This is a genomic window from Gelidibacter sp. (assembly GCF_053579655.1).
Genome location: NZ_JBMDWE010000070.1, coordinates 1 through 6,304 on the forward strand (window position 1 = coordinate 1; position 6,304 = coordinate 6,304).

Annotated in this window: 4 protein-coding genes; 2 read left to right on the forward strand and 2 right to left on the reverse strand. The window is 37.9% G+C overall.

What is annotated here, in order from left to right:
• On the reverse strand, positions 1 to 285 hold a 285-nt coding region (bshC, locus tag ACOH2D_RS18155), incomplete at its 3' end, for a bacillithiol biosynthesis protein BshC (protein ID WP_449536154.1).
• A 118-nt stretch (positions 286 to 403) separates the two neighbouring features.
• On the opposite strand from bshC, the gene ACOH2D_RS18160 reads away from it, so the two are divergent.
• Together ACOH2D_RS18160 and ACOH2D_RS18165 are read left to right on the forward strand one after the other, a co-directional pair.
• Positions 404 to 2,893: a M14 family zinc carboxypeptidase gene (locus ACOH2D_RS18160; protein WP_449536155.1), complete on the forward strand. Its 2,490-nt coding sequence runs from the start codon at positions 404 to 406 to the stop codon at positions 2,891 to 2,893.
• A gap of 76 nt (positions 2,894 to 2,969) precedes the next feature.
• Positions 2,970 to 4,280: a carboxypeptidase-like regulatory domain-containing protein gene (locus ACOH2D_RS18165; protein ID WP_449536156.1), complete on the forward strand. Its 1,311-nt coding sequence runs from the start codon at positions 2,970 to 2,972 to the stop codon at positions 4,278 to 4,280.
• A gap of 299 nt (positions 4,281 to 4,579) precedes the next feature.
• On the opposite strand, the gene ACOH2D_RS18170 is transcribed toward ACOH2D_RS18165, so the two are convergent.
• Positions 4,580 to 6,304: efflux RND transporter permease subunit (locus ACOH2D_RS18170; protein WP_449536157.1), on the reverse strand; the 1,725-nt coding region annotated here is incomplete at its 5' end.

Consider the following 6,304-nt stretch of genomic DNA (forward strand, 5'->3'; position numbering starts at 1 on the left):
ACCTGTGGTTACCGTAAACGTTGTGCCGTACTTTAAAAGATCAATATTGGTCAGAGTCGCAGAGGATATTTTTAGATCCTCATACTGTATCATGAGTGACTTGATCAAATCTGCGCGATGGTCTTTATTAAAAGAAAGCTGCTTTTCTTCAATTTGCTTTTTGAAATTCTCAAGGGTCGGAAAGCGATTATAAAATGGCTTTAGATCTTCCTTTTCATCTAAGTAATCGCAGATTAATGACGAAAAATAATTAGTGTCTTTAAATGGGATGTATTCGGTTGGCATATTCGAAGTTAAAATTGAAATGTAAAGATAAGGTTCTTAAGATTTTTTACATCGTATATTTCAGATAATTCACTTGGGCTTCCTATCTTTACTACACAACCATTCCACGTTTCAGTATATGAAAAAATTATCCGTATTCCTTTTTGTTCTTTTGAGCCCAATTTTCATCTCAAATGCACAACACCTCCAATCGCCGTCAGACTTCCTTGGATATGCGCTGGGCACAGAATTTTCAAGACATCATCAAGTTGTCGATTATTTTAAAATGGTCGCCTCGCAACTACCCAATCAGGTAAAACTGGAAAAGTATGGAGAAACCAATGAGCGAAGACCACTTTATACCGCCATTATTTCTTCGGAAGAAAACATAAAAAACCTCGAAACCATTCGCCAAGATCATCTTAAGAATGCAGGAATAGGCGAAGGAAATTCTACTTCAAACAATATTGCCGTGATATGGCTAAGTTATAATGTGCATGGCAATGAGGCGTCAAGCACTGAAGCTTCCATGAAAACGATTTATACCTTATTAACGGAAAAGCAAGATTGGTTAAAAAACACCGTGGTCATTATAGATCCGTGCCTGAACCCTGATGGACGTGATCGCTATGTCAATTGGTACAACGAAACCAAAAGCACACCTTATAGCACCGACCCACAATCCAGTGAGCAAAATGAACCTTGGCCAAGAGGAAGAGCCAATCATTATCTTTTTGACCTCAACCGGGATTGGGTTTGGGCCACTCAAAAAGAAACACAAGCCCGATTGAAAGTCTATAATAAATGGTTGCCAATCATTCATGTCGATTTTCACGAACAAGGCATGAACGATCCGTATTATTTTTCGCCAGCCGCAGAGCCTTTTCATGATATTATAACCGATTGGCAACGCGATTTCCAAACGCAAATTGGAGAAAACCATGCCAAATACTTTGATGCTAATGGCTGGTTATACTTCACTCGCGAGCGTTTTGATTTACTCTATCCAAGTTACGGGGACACCTACCCAACTTATTTGGGCGCCATTGGGATGACCTATGAGCAAGGCGGCCAAAAAGGATTAGGCATTCTCAATGATGAAGGTGATATTTTAACTTTAGTGGACCGTTTGGAGCATCATTATACGACAGGATTGTCGACCGTAGAGATGGCTTCCAAAAACGCGACGAAACTAAATACAGAATTCAAGAAATTCTTCGCTAATAAAGATGTGAAATACAAAAGCTATGTCCTGCGTGGGTCTTCTGATAAAATAGACGGTCTCAAAACACTATTAGATAAACACGAAATTAAATATGGTGCGGCAGCCTCAGGAAAAGTTTCAGGTTATAATTATAAAGACAGTAAAAATGGCAATCTGAACTCGACTTCTGAAGATTTAGTAGTCAGCACCAATCAGCCCAAAGGACAAATGGTTCAGGTATTATTTGAGCCTAACACGAAGTTGGCCGACTCCATAACCTATGACATCACAGCATGGAGTTTACCTTACGCGTATGGTTTGGATGCCATAGCAAGCAGCAATTTAGTGGGAACCTCTGCTGTTGGAAAGGCATCTGATCTAAACATAAAAAACACCAATGCCGTTGCTTATGTAGCCAAATGGGATCACATGAAAGATGCTGAATTTTTAGCAGAATTATTAAAACAGAATATTAAAATACGCTTTACAGAAAAACCTCTAACCACAAAAAATCCAGAGCAAACTTTTGATAGAGGTGCACTTATTATCATTAGAGGCGACAATAAAAAGGTTGAAAACTTTGATGACATCGTCATAACTGCGGCCAACAAATATAAAAGAAATGCGGTTGCCGTTTCCAGCGGATTTTCAAAATCGGGGCCAGATTTTGGCTCGCCAGATGTGAAGTTGGTCAATAAACACAACATTGCACTTCTTTCAGGCAAATACACATCTTCTTTAGGATATGGCGAAATGTGGCATTTCTTTGAACAACAATTACACTATCCTGTAACCTCAATCAATACGGATGATTTTGATCACATCAATTTGGATAAATATACCGTCCTGGTTATACCTCATGGATATTATGGACGATTTTTTAATGATGACAATTTAGCAAAACTTAAAACTTGGGTCAAAAAAGGCGGAAAAGTTATCGCAATAGATGGTGCCTTAAACATTTTCGCAGACCATAAAGATTTTGGTTTAAAGAACAATATTACCAAAGACTCCACTAAATTAAAAACCAATCTCACACCGTACGCTGAACGCGAACGCATGGACACCAACGACCTGATCACGGGTACAATTTTCAAAGCGGATGTTGACCATACACATCCTTTAGCTTTTGGCTATGACAAAACCTATTTCACCTTAAAATCGGGCTCTAAGGCTTTTAGCTTGCTGGACACCGGTTATAATGTTGCTTATTTGGTTGGAAAACCAAATAAAGTATCGGGTTTTGCAGGAAAGAACACGTTGAAAGATCTTGAAAACTCATTGGTTTTTGGTGAAGAACGTCTTGGAGATGGCAGTATCATCTATATGGTTGACAACATCCTTTTCAGAAACTTTTGGGAGAATGGCAAACTGTTTTTCGTCAATGCCGTTTTCTTTGTAAACAATAACGCCTTCGAATTGTAAATCATTAAAGATTAACAGATAAAATCATTTATTGCATCTTTATTTTCACTAATTTAAGGACTAAATCTTACAAGTGATGAAAATCAAAATCGATTGCGCTCAACTATCAGCAAAAACGCATTTGTTGAGGCTTGTATTTTTCGTTTTTTTGGGAATGAACGTTTTTGCAAACACTTCACTCCAAGTGCAAGATAAAATTCAAAACTTTACAGAATTTAAAGGCTCCGTAATCGATAGTAAGTCAAAAGCACCTTTGGCATTCGCAGCACTAAATGTTGACGACACCAATATCAGTACAATTACAAATTCGGATGGGGAATTCCTTTTAAAAGTGCCCAATACCCTGGTCAATAAAAACATTACCATTTCGTTTTTGGGATATCAGACCAAAACCGTTCCTCTTTCTAATTTGAACGGTGGCGACATTCAAATTTTATTGGAAGAATCGGCAATGGAACTATCCGAAGTTAAAATAAATGCGCCCAAAGATGCTCGAACCTTGGTAAAAACCGCATTGGAAAAAAAAGGAGAACACTACATCAATGAAGAAACGGTAATGACCGCTTTTTACAGGGAAATCATTAAAAAAAGGCGTCGAGACGCGTCCTTATCTGAAGCCGTAGTTGAAATTTACAGAGAGCCTTACACATCAAATAAACCGGATAAAATCAAACTTATTAAAGCACGAAAAAGCACGGATTATAATAGATTAGACACCTTGGCAGTCAAATTACAAGGCGGCCCTTTTAGTGCACTTTATGCGGATATGATTAAATATCCTCAGTTTATATTCACTGATAATAATCTTTCCAATTATGAATTTTCATTTGATAAACCTACTGAAATCAACGATCGTTCGGTTTATGTAGTGAAGTTCAAACCACGTGAAAATATTATTGAACCCCTGTATTATGGGAAACTCTATATTGATGCTGAAACTTTTTCGCTCATCAGCGCAATTTATAATCTGAATGTAGAAAACAGGGAATTGGCAGCTGAAATGTTTGTCAAAAAGAAACCCAATAGAGTTACGGTCTATCCTACAGAAGCCGCGTATCGTGTTGATTATAGAATGAAAGACGGCAAGTGGTTTTATGGATATAGCAATCTGCAATTAACCATAAAAGTCATTTGGAAAGGTAGATTATTCAACAGCGTTTACACCTTAAACAGCGAAATGGCCATTACCGATTGGGAAAAAAGTTTAGATGAAGGATTTACCAGAAAAGAAACCTTACGGCCATCCATGATTTTAAGTGATGAAGCTTCTGGATTTTCCGACCCTAAATTTTGGGGCGAATATAACATCATCGAACCAGAAAAATCCATTGAGTCCGCGATTGATAAAATCAATAAGCAATTGGAAAAACAAAAAGGAAACGGGTAAGTTAATACCCGTTTACTCCTAAAAAATATTGGTTATTTCTCAAATGAAAACAGTTATAGCATTAATAAAACTCTAATTGCAATACTTCTTTTTCATTTAAAATTTAAGCATATAAAAAAATTAAAAAGACAATTTTCATTATCTGAAAAGCAGTCATCTAATCTAAAAAAACGACACATCAGCCCCTTACGCATCAAGTCCCTGCCCGACTCTATCTTGCCTAATAAAGTCATTCAGGCGAGCAGCAGGCGGGTTGGTTCTTAATTCTATCAGCGAAGCGGTCTTGATTCTTTTCAATATTAATCTTTCGTCCTTCTATAAGCCAAATAAAACAATTGCGGCAAAACGGTCAACGAAAGCACAGTACAAATCAAAATCCCACCCACAATCATAATCGCCAAGGGTTTTTGAATTTCAGAACCCATCCCATTGGAAAGTGCTGCGGGCAATAATCCCATCGCTCCCATTAATCCAATCATCACAATAGGTCTGATTTTTTCTTGTACGCCTAATGAAATAGCTTCTTTTAACTTATGACGTTCTTGAAGTTTTTCATGAATAACAGTTATTAAAATAAGTCCATTAATGGTAGAAACTCCGAAAAGAATAATAAAGCCTATTCCTGCAGAAATCCCAAAAACAGTTCCTGTCGCCCATAAGGAAATCAAGCCACCCACAAAGGCAAAAGGCAGTGTCAGTGCGGCAATAACCGTTTCTTTAACGTTTCCAAAGTTCATATATAACAAGAAAAGAATCAATAGCAAAGAGATCGGAACCACCATCATTAACTGATTACTGGCGCGTTCTTTACTTTCAAATTCGCCCGCCCATTCGACTTTGTTATAAGATGGAATGTCAACTTGCTCTTCCACTTTTTTTCGCGCTTCAGCAATGGTACTTCCCAAATCGCGGCCTTCAATACTAAAACCAACGCCAATATAACGGCTATTGCCTTCACGATAAATAAACGCTGGCCCCGTATGAAAACTGATCGTAGATATTTCCTTTAACGGCACATGATGTCCATCGAGCACAGGCACTAAAATATTACCAATAGCATCTGCCGTTTCACGATGTTGTTTTTGATACCTGATCCGTACATCAAACATCCGTTCGCCTTCATAAAAAGTGGTGGCAGCCTGTCCACCAATAGCCATCGCCACGACTGATTGCGCATCGGCCATGGTTACACCATATTTTGCCATTTTATTATCGTGCAGCTGAATCCGCAATTCTGGCTGTCCAATATTTTCATACACATTCAAATCGGTAATGCCTTCAACATCTCTAATGGCGTTCGCGACTTCATGAGCTTTTTCTTCCAATTCAAATAAGTCGTCTCCAAAGATTTTAATGACTAGCGAACTTTTTACACCAGCCACGTATTCTTCCACGTTATCTTGAATAGGTTGACTGAAACCAAAATTGATCCCAGGATAGGTCTCTAAATCATCACGCAGTTCGGCCAATAAATCATCTTTCGTAATATTGCGCTCCCACTCGTCTTCAGGTTTTAATTGGATGTGGAATTCTATATTAAAAAACCCGGTTGGATCCGTACCGTCATTCGGACGACCGGTTTGGGTCAACACGAATTTGATCTCGTCACGCTGCCTGATTTTTTGTTTCATTTCCTGAGCCAATTTAACCGACTCATCCAAATGAATACTGTTGGGCAAAGTAGCACGCACATAAATAGCACCTTCATTTAGTTTTGGTAGAAATTCAGTACCGTAATAATGAAATTTCACCGCACAAATGACCAATATGCCTACAAAAGCATATAAGGTTGCTTTTCCGAATTTGTCCGTAAATTTAAAAAGCTTGAAAAATTGTACATTAAAAAACTTAGAAATCAGACTTTCTTTGTCATTAACGCCATTCTTTAACAACACTTTACACATCGCTGGCACATAAGTTAAACTTAAAATCAACGACCCTAAAAGTGCATAACCCAAGGTAAAAGCTAAAGGAGAAAACATTTTCCCTTCCACTTTCTGAAAAGAGAAAATTGGCATTAAAGC

What these genes read in the sequence shown, in the direction of transcription:
- ACOH2D_RS18165 (WP_449536156.1), top strand. Translation starts at nt 2,970, where the DNA reads ATGAAAATCAAAATCGATTGCGCTCAACTATCAGCAAAAACGCATTTG.
- ACOH2D_RS18160 (WP_449536155.1), top strand. Translation starts at nt 404, where the DNA reads ATGAAAAAATTATCCGTATTCCTTTTTGTTCTTTTGAGCCCAATTTTC.